15 protein-coding genes and 1 pseudogene are annotated in these 20574 nt (G+C 66.4%); 9 read left to right on the plus strand and 7 right to left on the minus strand.

Going from position 1 to position 20574, the window contains the following annotated elements:
• Nucleotides 1–102: 102 nt before the first annotated feature.
• From uca to LGM56_RS05020, 4 genes are all read left to right on the plus strand, one after another.
• Nucleotides 103–3696 (plus strand): urea carboxylase, encoded by a 3594-nt coding sequence (uca, locus tag LGM56_RS05005; RefSeq protein ID WP_226203190.1) that lies wholly within the window; start codon nt 103–105, stop codon nt 3694–3696.
• Entirely contained in the window at nt 3693–5600 is a 1908-nt protein-coding gene (gene atzF, locus LGM56_RS05010) for an allophanate hydrolase (protein WP_226203192.1), read from the plus strand. Before uca ends, atzF begins: the two co-directional genes overlap by 4 nt.
• 64 nt (nt 5601–5664) lie before the next feature.
• Complete coding sequence (locus LGM56_RS05015) at nt 5665–6639, plus strand: ABC transporter permease (protein WP_226203194.1); 975 nt, start codon at nt 5665–5667, stop codon at nt 6637–6639.
• 45 nt (nt 6640–6684) lie between these two features.
• Complete coding sequence (locus tag LGM56_RS05020; RefSeq protein WP_089496918.1) at nt 6685–7593, plus strand: ABC transporter ATP-binding protein; 909 nt, start codon at nt 6685–6687, stop codon at nt 7591–7593.
• 39 nt (nt 7594–7632) lie between these two features.
• On the opposite strand, the gene LGM56_RS05025 is transcribed toward LGM56_RS05020, so the two are convergent.
• The 5 genes and pseudogenes from LGM56_RS05025 to LGM56_RS05045 all read right to left on the minus strand — a co-directional run.
• Nucleotides 7633–8211 carry a hypothetical protein gene (locus tag LGM56_RS05025; protein ID WP_226203196.1) on the minus strand — a complete coding sequence of 193 codons (579 nt, stop codon included), beginning with the start codon at nt 8209–8211 and terminating at the stop codon, nt 7633–7635.
• Between the two features lie 42 nt (nt 8212–8253).
• Nucleotides 8254–8655: a VOC family protein gene (locus LGM56_RS05030; protein WP_226203257.1), complete on the minus strand. Its 402-nt coding sequence runs from the start codon at nt 8653–8655 to the stop codon at nt 8254–8256.
• Nucleotides 8550–9731 (minus strand): response regulator, encoded by a 1182-nt coding sequence (locus LGM56_RS36920; protein ID WP_226203198.1) that lies wholly within the window; start codon nt 9729–9731, stop codon nt 8550–8552. Before LGM56_RS36920 ends, LGM56_RS05030 begins: the two co-directional genes overlap by 106 nt.
• A 294-nt stretch (nt 9732–10025) precedes the next feature.
• Nucleotides 10026–11960 carry a protease pro-enzyme activation domain-containing protein gene (locus LGM56_RS05040; RefSeq protein WP_226203200.1) on the minus strand — a complete coding sequence of 645 codons (1935 nt, stop codon included), beginning with the start codon at nt 11958–11960 and terminating at the stop codon, nt 10026–10028.
• A gap of 1011 nt (nt 11961–12971) precedes the next feature.
• A pseudogene (locus tag LGM56_RS05045) lies at nt 12972–13082 on the minus strand (alpha/beta hydrolase); the annotation flags it as partial.
• 371 nt (nt 13083–13453) lie between these two features.
• Between LGM56_RS05045 and LGM56_RS05050 the strand changes: the two are divergent.
• The 5 genes from LGM56_RS05050 (at nt 13454) to LGM56_RS05070 (ending at nt 19610) form a co-directional block, all read left to right on the plus strand.
• Nucleotides 13454–13666 carry a hypothetical protein gene (locus LGM56_RS05050; protein WP_089496921.1) on the plus strand — a complete coding sequence of 71 codons (213 nt, stop codon included), beginning with the start codon at nt 13454–13456 and terminating at the stop codon, nt 13664–13666.
• 51 nt (nt 13667–13717) lie between these two features.
• The gene (locus tag LGM56_RS05055) at nt 13718–14638 is read left to right on the plus strand and encodes a DUF692 domain-containing protein (protein ID WP_226203201.1); all 921 of its coding nucleotides are present in this window, start codon (nt 13718–13720) and stop codon (nt 14636–14638) included.
• Entirely contained in the window at nt 14635–15345 is a 711-nt protein-coding gene (locus LGM56_RS05060; protein WP_089496923.1) for a methyltransferase domain-containing protein, read from the plus strand. Before LGM56_RS05055 ends, LGM56_RS05060 begins: the two co-directional genes overlap by 4 nt.
• A gap of 93 nt (nt 15346–15438) precedes the next feature.
• The gene (locus tag LGM56_RS05065) at nt 15439–18045 is read left to right on the plus strand and encodes a methyltransferase domain-containing protein (protein ID WP_226203203.1); all 2607 of its coding nucleotides are present in this window, start codon (nt 15439–15441) and stop codon (nt 18043–18045) included.
• Nucleotides 18042–19610 (plus strand): coproporphyrinogen-III oxidase family protein, encoded by a 1569-nt coding sequence (locus LGM56_RS05070; protein WP_226203205.1) that lies wholly within the window; start codon nt 18042–18044, stop codon nt 19608–19610. Before LGM56_RS05065 ends, LGM56_RS05070 begins: the two co-directional genes overlap by 4 nt.
• 26 nt (nt 19611–19636) lie before the next feature.
• Here the strand turns inward: LGM56_RS05070 and LGM56_RS05075 are convergent, their stop codons facing one another.
• Nucleotides 19637–19966, minus strand: a complete 330-nt coding sequence (locus LGM56_RS05075) for a DHCW motif cupin fold protein (RefSeq protein ID WP_089496926.1) — start codon at nt 19964–19966, stop codon at nt 19637–19639.
• 239 nt (nt 19967–20205) lie between these two features.
• The gene (locus LGM56_RS05080) at nt 20206–20343 is read right to left on the minus strand and encodes a hypothetical protein (protein WP_226203261.1); all 138 of its coding nucleotides are present in this window, start codon (nt 20341–20343) and stop codon (nt 20206–20208) included.
• Nucleotides 20344–20574 lie beyond the last annotated feature (231 nt).

Consider the following 20574-nt stretch of genomic DNA (forward strand, 5'->3'; position numbering starts at 1 on the left):
CGTCCACGGCCGGCTTTGCAAAGCCGGCCGGCTGCGCGGGCGCGGAGCGATGCTCCGCGAATTCCCCGCTACGCCCCTTGGGGCGGCCCGGCGGGAGGCAACATGAGATTCAAGAAAATCCTCGTCGCGAACCGCGGCGAAATCGCGTGCCGCGTGATCCGTACGCTGAAGCGGCTCGGAATCGCGTCGGTCGCGATCTACTCCGACGCCGATCGCGATGCGCGCCATGTGGCGCTCGCCGACGAAGCCGTGCGGGTCGGCCCCGCGCCTGCGGCGGACAGCTACCTGAACGTCGCGGCGATTCTCGCCGCCGCGCGCGAGACGGGCGCGCAAGCCGTGCATCCCGGCTACGGCTTCCTGTCCGAGCACGCCGGTTTCGCCGACGCATGCGAAGCCGCGGGCCTGCGCTTCATCGGGCCGCGCGGCGACCAGATGCGCGCGTTCGGGCTCAAGCACACCGCGCGCGAACTCGCCGCCGCACAGGGCGTCGCGCTGCTGCCGGGCACGGGCCTGCTCGACGATGCGCGGACGGCGCTCGCGGCAGCGGACGCGATCGGCTATCCGGTGATGCTGAAAAGCACCGCGGGCGGCGGCGGGATCGGCATGTCCCTGTGCCGCGATGCCGCACAGCTCGAAGCGGCGTTCGATTCCGTCGTGCGGCTCGGCGCCGCGAACTTCGCGCATGCGGGCGTGTATCTCGAGAAATTCGTCGAGCACGCGCGGCACATCGAAGTGCAGATCTTCGGCGACGGCCGTGGCGATGCGATCGCGCTCGGCGAGCGCGATTGCTCGGTGCAGCGCCGCAACCAGAAAGTGATCGAGGAAACGCCTGCACCGGGCCTGACCGCTGAAGAGCGCGCCGCGTTGCACGCGAGCGCGGTGCGGCTGGCCCGTGCGGTCGGCTATGCGTCGGCCGGCACGGTCGAATTCGTGTTCGACGCGACTGCGCGCCAGTTCTATTTCCTCGAGGTGAACACGCGGCTGCAGGTCGAGCATTGCGTGACCGAGGCAGTGACGGGCATCGATCTCGTGGAATGGATGATCCTGCAGGCGGAGGGCGACCTGCCGCCGCTCGACACGCTCGCCGTTGCACCGCGCGGCGCGAGCATCCAGGTGCGGCTCTATGCGGAGGATCCGCACAAGCAGTTCCTGCCGAGCGCGGGGCTGCTGACGCACGTCGCGTTTCCGGACGACGTGCGCGTCGACGGCTGGATCGAGGCGGGCACCGAGATCAGCGCGTACTACGATCCGCTGCTCGCGAAGCTGATCGTGCATGGCGAGACGCGCCGCGACGCGCTGGCTGCGCTGCAGCGCGCACTGGCGCGCACGGAACTGTACGGCATCGAAACCAACCTCGACTATCTGCGCGCGATTGCCGGTTCGGATACCTTCGCGCGCGGCGCATCGACGACCGCCTTCCTGTCGCGCTTCGCGTTCGCGCCGCACACGATCGACGTGCTCGACGGCGGCGTGCAGACCACCGTGCAGCAGGCGCCCGGGCGCGTCGGCTACTGGAACGTCGGCGTGCCGCCGTCCGGGCCGATGGACGATCGCGCGTTCGCGCTCGCGAACGCGTTGCTCGACAACGCGCTCGACGCGGCCGGGCTGGAATTCACGATGGTCGGCGCGACGCTGCGCTTCAACGCCGAGACGCTCTTCGTGCTCGGCGGTGCGCCGCTCGCGGCATCGCTCGATGGCGAGCCCGCTCTGTTCTGGCAGGTGCTGCGTGCGCGGCCCGGCGCGGTGCTGAAGCTGGGCGGCGTGACGGGCGCCGGCGTGCGCGCATGCCTGGCCGTGAAAGGCGGGCTGCAGGTGCCCGACTATCTCGGCAGCAAGGCGACTTTCACGCTCGGCCAGTTCGGCGGCCATGCGGGGCGTGCGCTGCGCAAGGGCGACGTGCTGCATCTGGATGCGGCAGCCGGGCGCGGCGACGCGGGCGCCACGCTGGCCGCGGCGGACATCCCCGCGCTGACGCACGCGTGGACGCTCGGCGTGCTCGACGGTCCGCACGGTGCGCCGGATTTCTTCACGCCGGACGACATCGCGATGCTGTACGGCACGCAGTGGACGGTTCATTACAACTCGAGCCGCACCGGCATCCGGCTGATCGGCCCGAAGCCGCAGTGGGCACGCGCGGACGGCGGCGAGGCCGGCCTGCATCCGTCGAACATCCACGACAACGCGTATGCGATCGGCGCGGTCGATTTCACCGGCGACATGCCGGTGATCCTGGGCCCGGACGGCCCGAGCCTCGGCGGCTTCGTGTGTCCGGTGACGGTCGTGCATGACGAATTGTGGAAGCTCGGGCAACTGCGGCCGGGCGATACCGTGCAATTCGTGCGCGCCCGAGTGTCGACCAAGCGCTCCGCCGACATGGCGGTTGCGCGTCCGGCACCCACCGGCACGCCGGACGACTGCGTGCTGCATCGCGACCCGTCGGCCGGCGGCGGCCTCGGCGTCGTCTACCGGCGCTCGGGCGACCGCAACGTGCTGGTGGAATACGGGCCGCTCGTGCTCGACCTGAACCTGCGTTTTCGCGTGCATGCGCTGATGTGCTGGCTCGACGCGCACCGTCTGCCCGGCATGCTCGACCTGACGCCGGGCATCCGGTCGCTGCAGGTGCAGTTCGACGCGCGGACCTTGCCGCTCGACACGCTGCTTGCGCATCTGCAGACGGCCGAGCGCGAACTGCCGGAAGTCGCCGACATGCGCGTGCCGAACCGCATCGTGCATCTGCCGCTGTCGTGGGACGACCCGTCGACGCGGGTCGCGATCGAACGCTACATGCAGTCGGTACGGCCCGATGCGCCGTGGTGCCCGAGCAATATCGAGTTCATCAGGCGGATCAACGGCCTGGCCGGCATCGACGACGTGAAGCGCATCGTGTTCGACGCGCGTTATCTGGTGATGGGGCTCGGCGACGTGTACCTCGGTGCGCCAGTCGCGACGCCGATCGATCCGCGCCACCGGCTCGTCACCACGAAGTACAACCCGGCGCGCACCTGGACGCCGGAGAACGCGGTCGGCATCGGCGGCGCGTACCTGTGCGTGTACGGGATGGAGGGGCCGGGCGGGTACCAGTTCGTCGGCCGCACCGTCCAGATGTGGAATCGCCACCGCACCACTCGCGAATTCGAAGCCGGCAAGCCGTGGCTGCTGCGCTTCTTCGACGAGATTCGCTTCTACGAAGTCAGCGAGGCCGAGCTGGCGGAACTGCGCGCGGATTTCGTCGCGGGGCGCGCCGGGCTGAAGATCGAGGAATCGGTGTTCGATCTCGGCGCATACAACCGTTTCCTGCGCGACGAGGCCGATTCGATCGCCGCGTTCAAGGCAGCGCAGCAAACGGCGTTCGAAGCGGAGCGCGAACGGTGGCGGGTGGCCGGCCATGCCGAATACGTCGGCGACGCGGCGCAGGGTGACGCGGATGCCGCGCGGGAAGCCGGCGCACTCGCCGACACGCAGCGCGCGATTGCCGCGGACGTATCGGGCAGCGTGTGGAAGGTGCTGGTCGAAGCGGGTGAACGCGTGACCGAAGGGCAGGTCGTCGCGATCGTCGAGTCGATGAAGATGGAGGTCGCGGTGACGGCAACGGAAGACGGCACGATCGAGACGATCGATTGCGCGCCGGGCGCGGCGGTGGTGGCCGGCCAGCGGCTGATGGTGATGAAGGCGGGCGCCGCCGAGGAGGTCGCATGAGCACGACGGAACGTTCGATTGTGCCCGGCGTCCGCTCGATCGCCGCGCTGCGTGCGCGCTATGCGGCGGGCGACCTGACGCCGCACGCGCTCGTCGACGCGATCGCCGCGCATTTCGCCGCTGGCGATCCGCATCATGCGTGGATCCGGCCGCTGACGCATGGCGAGATGACCGCGTATGCCGACGCGCTGGCCGGGCGCGACCTCGCGTCATTGCCGCTGTACGGCGTGCCGTTCGCGATCAAGGACAACATCGACCTCGCCGGCATCCCGACGACGGCAGCCTGCCCGGCCTACGCGTACACGCCGGCGCGCAGCGCGCCCGTCGTCGAGCGGCTGATCGCGGCCGGCGCGATCCCGATCGGCAAGACCAACCTGGACCAGTTCGCGACCGGGTTGTCGGGCCAGCGCTCGCCTTATGGCGCGTGCCGCAATGCGCTCGATCCGCGCTATGCATCGGGCGGCTCGAGCGCCGGGTCGGCGGTGGCCGTGGCGCTCGGCGTCGCGTCGTTCTCGCTGGGTACCGACACGGCCGGCTCCGGGCGCGTGCCGGCCGCGTTCCACGGGCTCGTCGGGCTCAAGCCGACCAAGGGCGTGTTGAGCACGCTCGGCGTCGTGCCGGCCTGCCGGTCGCTCGATTGCGTGTCGGTGTTCGCGCAGTCGGCGGCCGACGCGCGCACGGTGTTCGCCGCCGCGCACGGTGTGACCGACGGCGATCCGTACGGACGCGCATGGCAGCCGCTGCTGGGCGCGGACGGGCTACGCGCGCAACCGGCGCGACCGCTCGGGCAGTTGCGCTTCGGCACGCCGCGCGCCGATCAGCTGCAATTCTTCGGTGACCAATCGTATGGCGCGGCGTGGCGTGCCGCGCTCGATCGCCTGCGCGCGACCGGGGCGCGGATCGTCGAGATCGATTTCAGCGCGTTCCTGGCCGCCGCGCGGCTGCTTTACGAAGGCCCGTGGGTCGCCGAACGGCTCGCCGCGATCGGCGCCTTCGCCGCGCGGGAACCGGACGCGCTGCATCCGGTGATCCGCGAAATCGTCGGCGGCGCGGCGCGCTTCAGCGCGGCCGATGCGTTCGCCGCGTTCGACACGCTCGCGACATTGCGCGTCGACGCCGGTCGCGCCTGGGACGGACTGGACGCGATCGTCATGCCCACTTCGGCGACGACAGCGACCATCGACGCACTCGAAGCCGACCCGATCGGCGTCAATTCGCGTTTTGGTTATTACACGAACTTCGTCAACCTGCTCGACCTGGCAGCGATCGCGGTGCCCGCCGGCCTTTGCGAAACCGGGCCGCATGCCGGGCTGCCGTTCGGCATCACGTTCGTCGGGCGCGCGCACGACGACGCGCAACTGCTCGATCTTGCACAGGCGTGGGGTGACGCGGCGGAACGTGGCAGCGGTGAGGGTGGCGGTCTGCTGACGGACGTCGCCGGTGACGCGTTCGCAACGCCGGTACCGATGCCCGGCGCGTCATCCGGCGTCGTGCGCGTGGCTGTCGTCGGCGCGCATCTGAGCGGTGAGGCGCTCAACTGGCAGCTCACCCAGCGTGGCGGACGTTTCGTCGCCGCGACGACGACAGCGCCCGCCTATCGTCTCTACGCGCTGTCCGCGGCGGCATCCGGCGGCGTCGCCAAGCCGGGTCTCGTGCGTGTGCCGGACGGCGGCGCGTCGATCGCGGTCGAGCTCTGGGAGATGCCGGTCGACGCGTACGGCAGCTTCGTCGCCGGCATTGCCGGCCCGCTTGGCATCGGCACGCTGACGCTCGCGGACGGCTCTCGGGTGCAGGGTTTCCTGTGCGAAAGCGCGGCGCTGGCCGGTGCGCAGGACATCACGCACTTCGGCGGCTGGCGTGCCTACCGTGCGAGCGCCGCGACCGGCGCAGGCGCATTGCAATGAACGCCCGGTCGCGCGGTGCCCCGGCATGCGCGCGACCGGCATCTGAAACGATACGGAGATTTTCATGCCAACGACCCGCAACACGAACGGATGGCTCGCCGTGCGCCGCGAGCTGACGACCCGCGGAAAATGGACGCTCGGCGTGGCGTCCTTCCTGCTGCCGTTCGCCGTCTGGTGCCTGATCAGCTATGTGCCGTTCATCTGGCATCCGCAAATGCGCGTCACGAATCCGGGCAGCGTCGACTACTTCCAGACCGGCATGCAGATCGATCGCGACGTGTTCGACGACGAGCTCGCCCATGCGCGAGCGACCCACGCGGCCGTGCCCGAAGGCGTGCGCGCGAACCCGGTGTACCTGCCCGCGCCGCACCAGGTGCTGCGCGCGTTCTACACGGCGTTCACGACTCCGCCGGCATCTCGCGACGGCGTCTGGCTGCACGAGAGCCTGTGGCACAGCATCCGGATCATCTTCTGGGGCTTCGTGATTTCATCCGCGATCGGCGTGCCGCTCGGCATCGTCTGCGGCACCTTCAGCGTGCTCGCGCGGCTGCAGGAGCCGTTCCTGGAGTTCTTCCGCTACTTGCCGGCACCCGCGTTCGGCGCGCTGATGGTCGCGATCCTCGGCATCTACGATGCGCCGAAGGTTGCGATCATCGTGATCGGGACGCTGTTCCAGCAGGTGCTGATCATCGCGAACACGACGCGCAAGCTCGAATACGGGCTGTTCGAGGCAGCGATGACACTCGGCACGAAGAAGCTGAAGCTGCTCACGCACGTCGTGATCCCCGGCGTGCTGCCGGACCTGTATCGCGACCAGCGCATCCTGCTCGGCTGGGCGTGGACCTACCTGATCGTCGCCGAACTCGTCGGCACGAGCTCGGGCATCACCTGGTACATCAGCCAGCAGGCGCGCTACCAGCATTTCGACAACGTGTATGCGGCGATCCTGATGATCGGGATCATCGGCCTAGGCACCGACATCGTGCTCGGGCTGCTCGGCCGCCGGCTGTTTCCGTGGGATCGCACGCTGAACGCGTGACGCCCGTTGACGCCCACCCATCGACCGATTTCCGCGGAGACCATCATGCAGAACCCGCAAGCCGTTCCCGATTACCTGATGCAGTCCGACGCGGTGCGCGAGCGCTTCGCGCGCCTGAAAACCCGCGACGTGATACTCGACGTGCGTCATGTCGGCAAGCGTTTCGCGACACCGCAGGGCGAGTGCACCGCACTCGACGACATCAGTTTCCGTACCTACCGGCGCGAATTCGTGTGCGTGATCGGCCCGTCCGGCTGCGGCAAGTCGACGCTGATCCGCATCCTGGCGGGGCTCGACGCACAGACGAGCGGCGAGGTGCTGCTCGACGGCAAGCCCGTGCAGGGGCCGGGCGCCGATCGCGGGATGGTGTTCCAGGGCTATACGCTGTTTCCGTGGCTCACCGTGAAGAAGAACGTGATGTTCGGACTCCGGATGAATGGAAGCAGCAGCGGCCAGGCCGAGCGCGAAGCGCTGCAGTGGCTCGATCTGGTCGGGCTGACGCGTTTCGCGGATGTCTATCCGCACCAGTTGTCGGGCGGGATGAAGCAGCGCGTGGCGATTGCCCGCGCGCTCGCGAACCGTCCGCGCATCCTGCTGATGGACGAGCCGTTCGGCGCGCTCGACGCGCAGACGCGGGCGCGAATGCAGACGCACCTGCTCGACATCTGGCGCAACATCGACGTGACGATCCTGTTCATCACGCACGACCTCGACGAGGCGATCTTCCTGGCGGACCGGATTCTCGTGCTGAAGGCGAACCCGGGGGCGGTGCAGGAGCTGATCGAGGTGCCCGTGCCAAGGCCGCGCGACGGTGCGCAGGTCAATACGCCCGAATTCATCGCGACGAAGGCGCGGCTCGAGGCGCTGATCCATCCGAAGGAGGCGGTGGCCATCGACGACGGCGTGAGGCCGCACATGATCCGCATGACGGATGTGTCGGACAACGTCGAGTAAGCGGTAGGTGATGAAAACGGGCGGACGGTCGCTACGTGTCTACGCTCGGGCGATCGCCAACGCCGTCGCGACATCGCCGCGGCGATATGCAGCCCGAACGGCTGCCGTCGTGGCCGCGATGACCTCCGGCGGGGGTGACTTTCGCAGGCGCACGGCGACGCGCGGCAGTGATGCGAGCTGCGTCCGGAGGTCGACGATCAGCCGGCAGCAGCGAAAACCGTGGGACGCGGCCTGCGGGTGGACGGCGGCGTCGGCAAGCCCGGCCGTCCACTCGACGCCGCGATGGCGCCTGACTGCATCAAGGTGCGGCAGATGGCGTGCGTCGCCCGACAACGCGATCAACAGCGCGGCCCATTGCGCGCCGCGCCATCCATGTTCCTCGTCGCGCGTGAGGTCGGCCAGCAGCGCGTCGTCCAGCACGGACAGGCTTTGCTGGCACAGGTAGTGGAAGTCGAGCGGCTGGCAGCGGACCTGCGGGTAGTCGCGCAGCACGTGCCCGAGTTCGGCGCCGGTCTCGACGGCAGCGGCGAGAAACCGTTCGGCCGGCGCGGGACGATTCAGCAACAGCGTCGGCACGCTTCGGTAGAGCCGGTGGATGTCGTCGGGGTGATAGTGCATCGCGAATGTCGGGGTGATCGACCGGCGCGCGCGGTGCGCCGTTCAGGTTTTCGGCGGGGCGCCGGACAGCAGCGCGGTGTAACGCCGCTGCATTTCATCGGGTTCGACCGCTTCGAACGTATGCCCGATCAGCCAATCGTAGCCGAACGGATCACGAATCTTGCCCGAACGCTCGCCGTAGAACTGGTCCTGGATCGCGCGTGTCAGCTGCGCGCCGGCCGCGATCGCGGCGGCGATCGTCGCGTCGGCATCGTCGACATGCAGGTGAAGCGACATCGGCGCCTTGCCATCCGGGTCGAGCGCGAAGATATCGTATTCGGGGAACTCGTCCGAGATCATCAGCGTGCACGGCCCGAGCTGCAATTCCGCGTGGCCGATGCGTCCCGACGGCTCGACGAGACGGAATTTCTCCTGCGCGCCGAATGCCTTCGCATAGAACGCGATGGCGTCGTCCGCGCGCCTGGCGCGCAAATAGGGGAAGACTTCGTGAATCGCCATGGTGCCCTCCGGTGGGTGGTGCGGGTGACGCTCGATTCTGTCGGGCCTCGCCGGCCCCTTCCTGAACAGGATTGACCGCCTCGTCTGACTCGGAAACGGCGGGTGTGACGCCCGGGCCGGGTCGATGAAGGATCGCAGTCTTCGCCGGGGCAGCGGCCGCGGATCATGTCGTTTACCGTGCCGTGAACGGCGAACACGCTGATTCTACAGACTTCCAGTTGAAGGTCGCCCCGGGGAAACCGACGGCGAAACGGGTCTGCCAGCCACCACGTGGTCGTCGCGGGCCGTCCTTCCGGAAGGCCGGTGTTGGCCAGGACAAAACTGCCGGTGCAGTTTGCCGCAAGGTAGGCGCCGGCGTTCCATTGCGACCTCAGCCAGTCACATGCGGCGGACTGTCGTGCCGGCAACGGGTCGAATGCGTTACCGACTGCATCGCCGGCGCGGTCGCCCAGGATAACGCCGACGATCGCGCGAAACTGCGCCGCTACGTCGAGCAGAAGGCGGCGCGGCGCGAAGGGGCGCACTGGTGCCTGTACCACGCGCCGCGCCAGCAGGGCGAGGAGGGCGAGGAGGGCGAGGAGGGCGATTTCGCTTGCCGACAGTTCGAGCCGGCCGCCAACCGGCGCGGACAGCACGCGCGCCTGACAGTCGAGCCGCCAGTCGTTTGCCACCCAACGGCCGGGTGCCTGGAGAATGGCGTCGAGTTCGAGCAGTTTCACCGGCTTGACGAGATAGTGATCGGCGCCGCCAATCAGGCCGTCGATTTTGTCCTGGGTCTCTCCGCGCGCAGTCAGCATCACGATGCCGCAGTCGCGATGCCGGGCCCCGAGCCACACGGCCGCATCGAAGCCGCTCCCGTCCGGCAGCATCACGTCGATGATCGCGAAGGCGAGATCCGACGCCCGTTCCTGGAAATTCGCGACCGTACCGGCCTGATCGACGGTCCAGCCGCGTTTTTCCAGCAACGCGGCGATTTCTTCGCGCAACTCGACCTCGTCGTCGAGCAACAGCACTTTGGCCATACTGCTAACTTGGATCCGCATTGTGTGGTTGCGGATTCTTTGCTTATGTCCGTTCCGATCGGTGGCGCCGCGGCGTTGGATAGCGCGATGCAGCCGTCGTCGGCCCCGCGTTTGCCTGCGCGTCGCAGGCGCGGGGAATTCAGCCGAACGAGGCGGCTGCGGTCGTGTTTCGTGGCAACAATCGAGGCGCGGGATGAACGTGAGGCCAACCCCGGTAAGCCGTGCCGTCACGTGAGCCCGACTGGGCAACGAGAGGCGCGGCGAGCTTGCCGCGCCCCCTCGGGCCGTGCCGCGTTACTTGACGGAGCTCGCGCTGACCTTCGCGAAATCCAGGCTGCCGAAGCCGGTGTCGTCGTCCCAGCCGGCCTTCGCGGTGTAGCCGTGGCTACTGTAGCCGTTGTTGCCCGACGTCACGTCGTGGAGTAGCGACGTATGGGTCGGGAGGCCCTGATAGAACGCCGAAGTCGGCAGGCCGAGGCTGTTGTTGTTGGTCGATTCGACACGTGCCCAGCCGCCGACGAAAATCGGCGAAGCGAGGCTCGTGCCACCGACGAGCTGGTTCGTCTGTCCGTTGATGACGATGTATGCGCCCGTCGACTGCGCGGCGTCGAACGCCACGTCGGGCAGTACGCGCTTCGTTACCGTGCTGCCAAGCGCTGCGGTCTGCCAGCTTGGTGCGGTCTCGAACGCGCTCACGCCGCCGCCCGTCGCCCAGATCCGCACGGCGTTGTCGACCGGGTTGCCGTTGCTGTCGAGGTCCGCATAGGCGACGCCTTCGTTCCACACGGTTTCGCCGGCCCACGTCGTGGTGCCGGTGGTCGATAGCGTGGTGCCGCCGACGGCGACGACGTACGGCGAGCTCGCGGGCGACGACACGCTGTACTTGGACAGGTTGATCGTCGTCTTGACCGACGTGCCGTTGTACGTGCCGATGTAGCCGGGTGCGCCCTGCGGTGACGTCGACCACTGATAGACGCCCGCGTCGCCTGCCGAGACGGAGAACACCTGCCCTTGCGCGACCGCCTGCTTGAATACCGCGTCGTCGGCCGCGAGCGAGCCGTCCGAGTTGGCGGCCGTTTCGTCGAGGCCGAGCGACACGTTGATGACGGTCGCCTTGTTGTCGGTTACCGCCTTGTTGTAGGCGGCGGTCAGCGTGGCGTCGGTGAGGCCGCTGTCGTTGCTGTCGCCGTTGATGGCCGAGTAGAAGATCAGCTGTTTGACGCCGCCCGACGTGCCGATGATGTCCTGGCTGTCGAGATCCCACTCGCTCGGATCGCCGTCGTCGGCCAGCGTGCCGGGGCCGCCCGCGACCACCGCCGTGTTGACGGTTGCCAGGCCGGCGTTCTGCGTGAAGGTGTTCAGGTCGGCGATGGTCTGGGTCATGTCGCCCCAGGTGATGATGCCCACCGTGGTGTTGGTCGCGGCGGGCAGGCCGCTCGCGTCATAGATCTTTGCGAAATCGGTCGGCTGATGGCCGACTTGCGAGCCGGCGGTCGCATTCTTCGAGATCGCATTCGGCTCGACGACGGCGGCCGGCGCGAAACGGTGGAGCAGGCGGTGCGGCACGGCAGCGTTCTGCAGGCCGAGCACCGAATCGACGACCGAGCCGAGCGACGCCGGGATCAGCGCCGCCGAATCGTTCGCGTAGACCGGCTTGCCTCGATAGTTGAAGCGCTTGATGCTCGCCTGGAAGCCACGCTGCACGTTACCGGCATTACCGTCGGCGGCGATCAGTGTGTTGTTGTCCGAGACCGTGATGTTGCTGAAGCCGTTCGCCTTCAGATGAGCGACTACCGCCGCGACCTGCGCGTCGGTCGGCGAGAAGCGTGCCTTGAATTGGGCCGGCGTGAGGTACTTGTGATAGCTCGCGCTACCCGGCTGGTTGACGTCGCGAAGGAAGGTGTCGAGCTGGTCCGCGTTGCGGTTCTTCAGGACCACGGTCACGTGCAGCGGCTGGCTCAATTCGAGCGGCGTCACGTGCGTATCGGTGAGCGCCGGCGTGCCGACGCTGTTCAGCGAATAACCGGGTGCCGCAGCGGACGCGGCCAGTGCCTGCGATGCGGCCGCGGCCGGTGCATTCGGCAGGAGGAACGCGCTGGTGCGCGTCTGGACCCAGTTGGTTGCCGCCTGGGCGGACAGCGGGACCATCGTGGCTGCTACTCCAACTGCAATTGCCGTCAGCGCAAAGCGTTGCAGGCGTTTGCGATTGAGGTATTGAGTTCTCTGCATTGTGAGCTCCGAGATTTCGACGAAGAACGGGTACAGCGCGCGGCCCGGATCGCGGGTAGCGAAGGGCGGCCGATGCAACCTGACGCAAGCCAGAACGATCAGCAGAATTCAAGGCGACATAAGTATTCCTCCCCACCCACCATCAGGATTTGAGGCCGGTCCGGTATCGGGCTCGCGTATCGCGGGCGCGGATTCTGCGCTCGGCCCTCTTGTTTGCCGGGCTGTGCCGCGATCGTGCGTGCGGTGGTCCGACACATGCTTTGGGTACAGTCCGCGGCTTGCGGATGGAACAGCTTCGATTCGTTCCCTGTTGATTAGGAATGCAATTTATTGGAGTCGAAAAAAGGCGATATCGAGATGCCGTTAGACGACCTGGATGCCGGTGACTTCCTTGCGACGCATCTAAGAAACGGTCCAGCCTGAAGCAAAGCTGGATGAGGGTGAATCGAAAATCTTTCCCTGCTGGAGGTAATCGCGGTTTGCGAACCGGATATCGACCTCGTAGTAACGTAATTAAAATGGAAGTTATTTGTCGGGTTTTTGATTTTTTCGCCGTTCAAGCTCCCGCCGGTATTTATTGCAGGAAAAGATAGCAAGGAAGAAAACGGAGCGTCAAATATTTTTTGATGGAATCTAAAATGTTTAGATCGAGGTTTGGCAGGGTTGCCGAGAAAAATTTCAAAGCTTGCGGGAGTCGTAAGCGGAACGTAGGGGCGTCGCGCTGAAGGCGCGAGGCGACATGAACCGGTTCCCTGGTTGAACGTGACGAGCGGGGAGTCAACGGGCTCGCTGCGCCGCTGTTCGTTCGAGCGTGGCTCGATACAGCGAGGTGACGGTGAGCAAGGGGCAGGGGATTGCGCCAATTTAAAAGGATTGCAGAATATTTTTATCGTTTGAATCGACATGATGACGGGTGGCTGGCGGTTCGATGTGTTCGTGGGCGGCTCGCGTCGACATACCGCTCGCTCGAAACGACGGCCCTGGCTGTCCCTCCCCGAAGGCCAGGCTGCCAGCCGACCGGAGACCGGAATCGGTATAAGGCACGATCTGGTCGTCGTCGCCGTGCCTCACGAGCACGGGAGTCGTTGTGCCCTTCAGGTCTTCCGTGAAGTTGGTCCGCGAGACTTGCGGAATATCGATTGAATACCCCCGTCCGCTCAATCGATTTAATCATTTAGAAAATTTTGTCGAATGCGGCGGTGCGAAGCGTGCCCCGTTATTTGATGCAATGAATTTCGTCTTTGTTTTATTTTCAGAAATTGATTTTTTTGAATCGCGGCGATAATGAATTGAAAGGCTCGAGGAGCCGCGCCACACGGGCGATTCCGCCCGGTATTGCGCTTTATTTATGTAAAGACTCCATATCTCATTGAAATGAATTTTCAAAATATCGATTCCTGGATTTGCGCGAAATAACTGCTATAACGGATTTCAGCTGTCGGTCGGAAGTGGGTGTAATCAAAAGTGTTCAACTACAGGTGAAGGGGTATGAAATGGCAAACGACGACGTGAAGAAGCTGATTGTGCAATCGGCCGAGGCGGCCGAACTTGCTGCCCAGTGCGCGGCGAATCTGGCGAAATGCGCCGCGGCATACCATGCCGCAGTGGCGCGGGCAGCCTCCGCGAAATGCGCCGCCACCGCCGCCAAGTGCGCGGCGAACGCGGCCCACTGCGCGGCCAATGCGGCAAAGTGCGCGGCAAACTGACATGCCTCGCACGGATACGGGCTTCATGGCGGACCACCGGAGGAGTTCGCCATGAACGTCCCGACGCTGGGTGTAGGACTTCAGTTCAATCCGTCGCTGATTGGCTGGTTTCCGTTTCTCGAGCAGTCGCTCGATGCGCTGGAAATCCTGTTCGACGGCGTGATGACGCCGCTCGACGGGCCCGGGCTGATGCTGCCGGCGACGGTCGACATGATGTCCGCAGTCGCCGCGCGCTTTCCGCTCGTCGGTCACTCGAACTACGGCGGCGACTTCGGGTTCGATGATCTGGCGAGCACGCCGGCGGTGCGGCGCCACGTGCCCCTCGCCGGGAAATTCAACGTCCCGTGGGTCTCGAACCATTGCTTTTACAGCGACGCATCGTGGTGCGACGTGTGGAGCAGTCCGCTGCAGTTCTCGCATGCCGAGGTCGTCCGGGTCGCCGACCGCGCGCGCGCGTTGCAGGACCTGTACGGCGTTCCGCTCGCGCACGAGAACGCGGCCTACTACCGGACGTGCCCGGGAAGCGAAATGCAGGAGGCGGAGTTCCTCGCCCGCGTCGTCGAGCGGTCGGGCACCTATCTGCACCTCGACCTGCACAACCTGTATGCCAACGGGCAAAACCATGTCGCCAGCGGCTATTCGGTCGCGCGTTTCCTCGACACGATCCCGATGGACCGCGTCATCTGCATCCATATGGCCGGCGGCCGCTGGTTCGACGACCAGTACCACGATCTGCACGACACTCAGGTCGTCGAGCCGGTGTGGGACTTGCTCGACGACGTGCTGTCTCGCGCGCACCCCGGCGCGGTGATTCTCGAATACGAAGCCGAGGCGCTGCACAGCCGCGAAGAGACCCTCGACATTGCCCGCTCGATCGACGTCGTCCTGGCCGATCTCGAGCGCGGACGCGCGGCGTGGGACCGTGCCTACGGCCCCGCCAGCCGCAGAACAACACAACGGGAGGCAGCGTGAAAGTGGGCCACGAGATCGACGTCGCGCCGGCGAACTGGACGTTCGGCGGCAACGTCGCAGATACCTTTGTCGACCACGTTCGCCGGTCGGTGCCGTACTACGATGCCGGGCACGACCTGGTTTGCCAGCTCAGCGATTTCTTCTGCCATGGCGACAGCGTCTGCTACGAGATCGGCGTATCCACGGGCCAGCTTTTGCGGAAGCTGGCCGAACATCATGCGTCGAAGCCGGGCATCCGGTGGGTCGGCATCGATCCGGTCGAGTCGATGATCGACAAGGCGCGGCAGCACTGCGTGGAGGTGCCCAACATCGAGCTTGAAACCGGCGACGCGCGGTTGTATGACTTCGAGAAGTCGGACCTGATCGTCTCGTTCTATTGCATGCAGTTCATCCCGCCGAAGGACCGGCAGAGCGTATTCGACCACATCTACGAGCGCCTGCACTGGGGCGGGGCCTTCATTCTCTTCGAGAAAGTTCGCGCGCCGGATGCGCGGTTCCAGGACATGACCGTGTCGCTTTACAACGACTACAAGCGGCGCGAGGGCTTCTCGGCCGACGAGATCCTCAACAAGACAGCGAGCCTCAAGAGCGTCCTGGAGCCGTTTTCCACGGAAGCCAACCTGGGGCTGCTCAAGCGAGCGGGATTCGTCGACGTCACGACCGTCATGAAGTACCTGTGTTTCGAGGGATTCCTCGCCATCAAGTAGGTCGCTGCGAGCAGACCTTCCGGCAATCGGGATGCCCTGCGAGGGGATCGCCGTGGCCGCGAGCGAGCACACTCTTAGAACACGGGGGGCTGGATGGATGCCAGGCTGGTATGGGACACGTGGCGGCGAATCCTGAGCGACGACGGTCTGGTCGCGATCGTCACGCAGGCCGGTCATGCCGATGACGCGGCACTCGCGCGCCTCGGCGCCGCCGAGCGGGCCGTGGTTGACGACTACGCGTCGACACCGCGCGCAACGAAGACCAATGTCGGCATGTACCGCCGCAGCCTGGTGCGGATCGCTCGCGTCGCGCTCGGTTGCGTGCCGATGAGTCAGCATCTTCTGTTGATGAGCGGGCTCGACGTCGATGAAGTGGGCGCGGAGTTCGCCCGCGTCAACGGCTATGCCGACGACGGCCCGAATTTCTGGCGCCTCGCCGGCGCCTTCGTCGCCTATCTCGCGACGCGTCCCGAATTCAACGCGCCAACGCACCAGGACGTGTTGGCGATCGATCAGGCGCGGGTTGCGCTCGCCCTCCGTCTCGGCCAAGGCACGGTCGATGCATGGCCAACCGCCGTCGCGGCCGGGATTCGCGACACTGCCGGTTCGGATCGCTCGGCCGTGCGTTTCGTCGCGTTGCGAGCCGCCGTCGTTGTCCGGTCGCGGCACGATCTCACGTGGTGGATCGAAAACCCGCATGGCTTCGATCCCGACGAAGCCCTGAACGCGTCGCCGCGGCATTGGCTGGTCTATTTCCCGGATGCGGACAGCGCGCCGGCTTATGCGGAGTTGTCCGAGCGATCGGCCCGCATCTTCGAGCTGCTGGCCACACCGCATTCAGCCGCCGACGTGGCACGGGTACTGGGCAGCCTGTCCGAAGCCGAGGCGCTCAAGGTGGTCGACCGGCTCACGGAACTCGGCGTGGTCGTCGGCGAGAAAGCCGGCGGGCGCGTCGAGCGGAGCGCCTTTCAGGACGAGTCCCTGAGCAGCGATGCGTTCGTCATGCTCGATCCGGCGGTCGAGATACTGGACGTGGAGATCGACGGGCACTGGTTTCTGTGCCAGGGCCACTTCGCAGTCGGCATGGCCGTGCCGCCCGGCGAAGGACTGTCCGACTTCGTGGGCGAACTCGCGGGCAAGCCTGTCCGCGTTGGCGCGCTGCGCAAGGGCTTCGACGATCAGCATCTGATCGACACGATGCTCGCCGCGTTGCGCCAGCATGGCTTCCTCCACGTGACGTCGCAGGATGCGCCGTCGGCCGATGCGTTGGCGCAGTTGCGCCGCTCCGCCGCGGAGCGCCGCCGGGCGAGGCTTTGCCACACCCTCGACCTGCCTCTCGACGCCACATCGGCCGACGCCATTCGTGCCCGTGCCGAGACTGAGTCGACCGCGCCGCAACTGCACTTGCGCTGTGCGCACCTCGGCGATCACGCGCCGACCTTCGCCGAGCTTGCGCGCCTGCGTCAGGCAGGCCAGTTGCGTCTGCATGACACCGTGGTGCAGACGACCGATCCGGGTTGCGACGCCGAGGTCGTCCGGTCGCTGCGCCGCCTCGGCGCCGGCGTGATCGTCGACGATGTGCCGTGGCCGGCACCGGAGCGGCCCATCGCGGGCGTCGATGTGTTGACGCGAGCGGGCATCCCCGTGCATGCACGGATAACGCCGGACCGTTCCTTCGTCGACCCGGAAACGCGCGCTCGTGCGCTGGCCTGGGCCGAAAGGGCGGGGTTCTCCGGCTGGTGCCTCGTGCTCGATGCCGACGCGCTCTGGCCGGCAGGCGAGGCGAGCGAGGCCGATTTCCTCGGCGTCTTCCAGGCCGTGAGCGCGTGGGAGGAGATCCTGGGCGATGTCTCCATCGTCAGCCTGCCGAGTGACGAGGTCCTGCTCGGCAATGCGTCGTCGCCCGGTCCCGAGGGGCTGTCCGACATCGCCGCACGGTTCCGTCTCGCCTATTTGCGCTGGCGTCTGCCGCTGCTGAAGTCATTCGAAGGCGACAACACGTTCAGCCAGACACCCGAGGCGGAGGAAAAGCTCGTTCGCCTTCGGGAAGACCTGCTTCCCAACCATCCCGAGCTGCTTCACCTGGTGCCGGGCAGCGTGGTCGTCGACGTGTGCGGCGGCAATGGCCGCGTTGCGCGCCGTCTCTCGCCGCTGGTCGGCGCCGACGGCCTCGTCGTTTCGATCGAGATGCTGCGTTGCGTGACCGATCGCGCGCGCCGCTTTGCCTGCGAGCAGGGGTACCTGAACGTGCAGTTTCGCGTCGGCCTGGCGCAGCGCATCCCGTTTCCCGCCGGGGCGGCCGATGCGGCCGTCAACGAGTGGACAGGCGCGATCTGGCAGCTGGGGCTCGGCCCGGCGATGGTGGCCGAGATGGCCCGCGTCGTCCGCGTCGGCGGTCGAATCGCCGTCACGCATCGGCTGGTGCGGCTCCCGCTCGATCGGCTCGGGCAGCCGTGGGTGCAGTTCGACAACATCTACGCGTTGATGCGCGAGGCCTTCGATCGCCCGGACCTCGCGATCGTCACCGAGCGCGTGTGGGGGCAAACCGTGTCGACGTTGGCCGGCGAGAAAGCCAGTGCATGGCGCAAGCACTACGTGCCGCGCATCGTCAATCCGTTCGACGTGACCTACACCGAGGACAAGGATCCGGGCCCGCACGCCGACGTGTGCCTCACCCTCATCGCGGAGCGTGTTCAATGACGACCGATGCACCGGCCCCGGGGATCGAGGCACGATCGCAGGCCGCCGCCTTCGACGACGCGCGCGCGTCGCTGGACCGGCTCGGCATCCCCGACGCGCTGCCGGCGCTGCACGCCGCGGGGCTGGGCATTCGACGCAGCGTGCTGGGCGGCTCCCATTCGGTGGCGGTCTATCCGCCGATCGACTCATTGACGCCGGTCGAATCGCGTTCGGTCCTGCGCGCCATAGGCTTCGGCGGCGATACCAGTCTCTACGTGCACATTCCTTTCTGCGAGACGCGCTGCACCTTTTGCCATTACACGGTGCAGCACTATGCGGGCAAAGGCAAGGCATCGCAGACCAGCGAGGACGACGTGGCGCGCTATCTCGACGCGCTCCGGTGCGAACTGGCGCTCTGGGGCGCCAGGATCGCGCAATCGGGCACCGCGCTGTCGTCGATCTATATCGGCGGCGGCACGCCGCTGGTGCTCGACGAGGCGTCGCTGGGCGACCTGATTCGCACGATCGGCGCATGCTTCGACATCCTGCCCGGCGCGGAGGTGTGCATCGAGGGCAGCCCGCTCACCATCACGGCGCCCGGCGGCGAGGACAAGCTGCATTTCCTGAAGGAGCAGGGTTTCACGCGCCTGAGCTTCGGGGTGCAGTCCTTCGACGACGCCGTCCTGAAATACGCGGGGCGCGGCTACAAGCGCGACGTGCCGATTCGCGCCGCGCAAATCGCGGGCGCGATCTTCGACAACTGGAATCTCGATCTCATCCAGGGGCTTTACAAGGGGTCGCCGGCGGAAGTCTGGCGGAACCTCCAGACGATCGCGGAACTGCAGCCCGCGCATCTGACCTGGTATCACGGCCGTTTCGCCGACCGGCCCCAGGGCGACTGGTATCAGTCGGACGACCGGCACGGCGAATTCGAGGACGAACTCGCGACGCTGCTCGGGCGCATGCTGATCTGGCGCGGGATGGAGGCGCTCGGCTATCACCAGTGCGACGGCAACCGCTTCGTGCGCGCGCACCACTATATCGATCCGTTCAAGAAGGTCCGCACGTCGGCGTCGCGCGATCTGCTTGGCGTCGGGGTGGCGTCGTATTCGCACGTCGGTGCAAGTTCAGCGGGTTACTGCTGTCGAGGCTATACGTTCCGCAACGACACGCAGGTTCGCGCGTACGCCGACCGCGTGCTGCGCGGCGACCTCCCGATCGCCACGGGCCGCGCGATCGACGACGAGGAGTGGCTGGCGATGTCCTACGCCACCGGGTTGCGTAGCGGCCGCGTGGAGGATCCCGCCTTGCACGCGATCGCCGTCGGCAAGCCGCGGCTCTCGGCGCATTATCGGGCGCTGACGAGCAGGCTGGCCGGGCTGGGCACCCTCGAGCCGTATGCCGACTGCGAGGGCAGGGAAGGGTTGCGGTTGACCCCGCTCGGCCGGCTGTTCGAGGACGAGACGCTCGCGCTGTTCTTCAGCCCGGCCGTCAAGCGCATCTTGACGGCGCCCCCGAAACCGGCGGTTTCGCTCGTGCGGATGCCAGCCAAAACCGCTGCGGTCCCGTCGATGACGCGCGTCTGATCTGCGCGTGGAGCCGACGGTGCGCGTCAATCGACGATGAACAGCTTGGCGCCGACGTCGGTGGACGAACGGTGGGGTTCCGTGTCGTCGGCAACCTGATAGCTCATGCCGGGCAGCAGCGTGAACGATCGGCCATCCTTGAGCTCGGTGTGCAGTTCTCCTTCGAGACACAAGAGGATGTGCCCCTTCGAACACCAATGGTCGGCAAGGTAGCCCGGCGTGTACTCGACCATGCGGACACGAATCGTCCCGAAGGTTTGCGTGCGCCAGTAGGCCGCGCCGCGTTCGCCCGGATATTCGACGCGATCGACCTGCGACCAGTTCGTGGTGCCAAAGGGAATGGCCGACATTTTCACGGTGACGACTCCAATTGCGCGCTCCATGCCTGAGCGTCCGATCAACTTTGTTGCGCTGGCGGGCCGGGCACGCGGGTGGGACTGCCGGGACGCGTGCGCAAATCGATGCGCGTCGCGAGATCCTTCCCGGTCAGGATACAACCATCGCCGGTGCCTCGTGAAACGGTGACGTCATTGCGGGGACACCGGCCCGGCGAACTCGGCCGGATCGCGATTGCAGGATGCAGCCGCATGACCAGTCAGCGAACCTGCCGCGTCGTCAACTCCAGCCGTTCCGCAGCACGCCATGGCTTGAGCTTACTGTCCGCCACGTCCTGAATGACCTTGAATCGGTCCAGTTCGCGCATCGTCAGTGTCACCAATCCGGCTGGCTGCATGGTCGGCTCCGCGCTTGCTCAACGAGCCGTCCAGCATGCCAGCAGTCAAAAACACGACATCTGTAAATAGCCAGAACACGACATTAGGATATGGCCGCTACAAGCAATGTCATACCCGGATTCAGATGTCCACCTTCCAGCCATTTAAAAATGTCCGGTTTTAAGGTTGTTTTTGCTGCGTCTTTTTCCTCGTTTTGAGCATTACGCAGTGTCGAAGGTCGGCGCCTGAAC

This window comes from Burkholderia sp. AU38729 (assembly GCF_020419725.1).
Taxonomy (GTDB): domain Bacteria; phylum Pseudomonadota; class Gammaproteobacteria; order Burkholderiales; family Burkholderiaceae; genus Burkholderia.

Excerpts from the sequence above, each read along its gene's own strand:
- uca (WP_226203190.1), top strand. The coding sequence starts at position 103 with ATGAGATTCAAGAAAATCCTCGTCGCGAACCGCGGCGAAATCGCGTGC.
- atzF (WP_226203192.1), top strand. The coding sequence starts at position 3,693 with ATGAGCACGACGGAACGTTCGATTGTGCCCGGCGTCCGCTCGATCGCC.
- LGM56_RS05015 (WP_226203194.1), top strand. The coding sequence starts at position 5,665 with ATGCCAACGACCCGCAACACGAACGGATGGCTCGCCGTGCGCCGCGAG.
- LGM56_RS05020 (WP_089496918.1), top strand. The coding sequence starts at position 6,685 with ATGCAGAACCCGCAAGCCGTTCCCGATTACCTGATGCAGTCCGACGCG.
- LGM56_RS05025 (WP_226203196.1), bottom strand. The coding sequence starts at position 8,211 with ATGCACTATCACCCCGACGACATCCACCGGCTCTACCGAAGCGTGCCG.
- LGM56_RS36920 (WP_226203198.1), bottom strand. The coding sequence starts at position 9,731 with ATGGCCAAAGTGCTGTTGCTCGACGACGAGGTCGAGTTGCGCGAAGAA.
- LGM56_RS05040 (WP_226203200.1), bottom strand. The coding sequence starts at position 11,960 with ATGCAGAGAACTCAATACCTCAATCGCAAACGCCTGCAACGCTTTGCG.
- LGM56_RS05050 (WP_089496921.1), top strand. The coding sequence starts at position 13,454 with ATGGCAAACGACGACGTGAAGAAGCTGATTGTGCAATCGGCCGAGGCG.
- LGM56_RS05055 (WP_226203201.1), top strand. The coding sequence starts at position 13,718 with ATGAACGTCCCGACGCTGGGTGTAGGACTTCAGTTCAATCCGTCGCTG.
- LGM56_RS05065 (WP_226203203.1), top strand. The coding sequence starts at position 15,439 with ATGGATGCCAGGCTGGTATGGGACACGTGGCGGCGAATCCTGAGCGAC.
- LGM56_RS05070 (WP_226203205.1), top strand. The coding sequence starts at position 18,042 with ATGACGACCGATGCACCGGCCCCGGGGATCGAGGCACGATCGCAGGCC.
- LGM56_RS05080 (WP_226203261.1), bottom strand. The coding sequence starts at position 20,343 with ATGCAGCCAGCCGGATTGGTGACACTGACGATGCGCGAACTGGACCGA.